Below are 1,776 nucleotides of genomic sequence, written 5' to 3'. Positions count from 1 at the left end.
CACCACATCCCGCAACAGCTCGCCCGCGCCCGCTACACCCCGTGACTCCCGCGACACCGCCGGCCCAGATTCTCGGCCCCGCCCAGGCGCCCCCGTCACCGACCGAACGACCGCCCGCACCACGTTCGGTAACTCCGCCGGTAATGCCCCACCCCCACAGACCTCATTCAGCGAGTCGGCTGCCCTCGAAGGCACGCCCGTTCATCCCACCAACGCCCCCTCGCGCCCATACGCCCTCCCCCGCGACACCACAGACCTCGACACCACCCTCGACCGCTTACGCGACCGCTTCGGCGCGGGCACAGTCACCCGAGCCGCCCTCCTGCGTCACGGCGAGGGCATGTCGGTCCCCATACTTCCGGACTGATCTGTGCCGCGGCGGTGCTGTTATCGGCGACCACCGTTTCGACGCAAACCGTCTCTCAGCCGGAAGTTCGCAGGCTCGCCGCGATCATGCTTTCGATGCCCTCGCCCAGGACACGGAAGATGATCTCCTCATAGATCGGATTGGCTATCCGGATCGGGTCATCGTTGGCGATCAGGCCGAGGTCACGTACATAGGACACATCGTCGATGAACTGCGGGTCGAGTAGCGCACCGGAAATCAGCGGAGCGATCACACGCTCTACACGGTGTTCGGCGAGTCTGGCGGACAGCGAGTCCACGTGGGTGGCGCGCGCACGAATCAAACGCGCCTTGGCCTCCTGGATGTGGTGGTCGCCAATGGTGTTCTGCACTTCCATCGCGTAGATGACCTCGAAGGCGAGGGCATTGACCAGCCACGGCTGGCCCTGGGTGTAGCGGTAGGCCAGATCCATTGCGGTGGAGGTGAATTCCTGACCAGTCTGGGCCGTGTGCTGAGAATAGAGGATATATATCTCTTCGGCGGTGAAGTCGTCCAGCCGAACAGCTGCGACCGTGATGTCGGATGGAGCAACCGATTCCATTAACGTTGGCTCACCGCGAAATTCTTCGTGATACTTTCGTACGTCGCGTTGGCCGCACAGGACGACCGAATGGGGAAATCTGCTACGCCGGCCGGTAAATCCGGCGCGCAATTGCGACTGCACGCTGATCCGCGACTCTCCTCGTATCGCATCGAAATGGTCGAACATCAGCACCAGCGGTTTCTGAGAGCGCTCGGTCCACGAGGTCAGAGCAGCTACCAAAGCCGTGCCCTCGGCCGAGTCGGGCCAGGGATTGGGCGGCATCGACGTCGATGGAAGGTCTGCCGCCTCTGCCGCTGACCGAAGTTGGGCGAGGATGGCCTGCTCAGCCACCAGTTGCGCAAGGCTGGTTGTCTTGCCGGCTCGACGCGGGGCGTAAACGGCGAAATACTCCCCACGAGCTATATACCTGAGCGCGGGCGTAATCCGTTCTGCGGCTGGCAGCATATAATGCCGTTCGGGATCGCATGGCCCCGTAGTACAGAAATACCGCAAGACTCTCCACACCCCCAACATGTGTAATCGTACCGACAGCGTGCCGAATGGCCGCTGGCATTTCCGCGAGACTAATCGCTGGACGGCTGCACGTTCTAATCACCGACGGCGAGCCGCAACAACACGCGGGGACATGGAGTACTCCATTTTGTGCGAGCCGAGTCCGGACAAGGGCTGTATTACGAATGGGACCGACGGCGCCACGGTAGCCTCGCGGCATGACCTTGGTGGATGCCCCGATCGTCGCTGTGACCGTCTATCCGGGGCAGGCCCGCGTGACGCGGCGCGGGACCGTGATCACGGAGGCGGGGGCGCAGCGGGTGGAGGTTGGGGG

General features: G+C 63.3%; 1 protein-coding gene and 1 pseudogene. One reads left to right on the top strand and one right to left on the bottom strand.

Annotated features, from left to right (window positions below; translation table 11 throughout):
- Positions 1–367, top strand: a pseudogene (locus JZ791_RS44030) (hypothetical protein); the annotation flags it as partial.
- A 55-nt stretch (positions 368–422) separates the two neighbouring features.
- On the opposite strand, the gene JZ791_RS44025 reads toward JZ791_RS44030, so the two are convergent.
- The gene (locus JZ791_RS44025; protein WP_216903910.1) at positions 423–1,280 is read right to left on the bottom strand and encodes a hypothetical protein; all 858 of its coding nucleotides are present in this window, start codon (positions 1,278–1,280) and stop codon (positions 423–425) included.
- Between the last annotated feature and the right edge of the window lie 496 nt (positions 1,281–1,776).

The organism is Nocardia alni, from assembly GCF_019038435.1.
Classification (GTDB): Bacteria; Actinomycetota; Actinomycetes; order Mycobacteriales; family Mycobacteriaceae; genus Nocardia; species Nocardia alni.
This window is presented reverse-complemented; position numbering and strand designations above follow the sequence as displayed.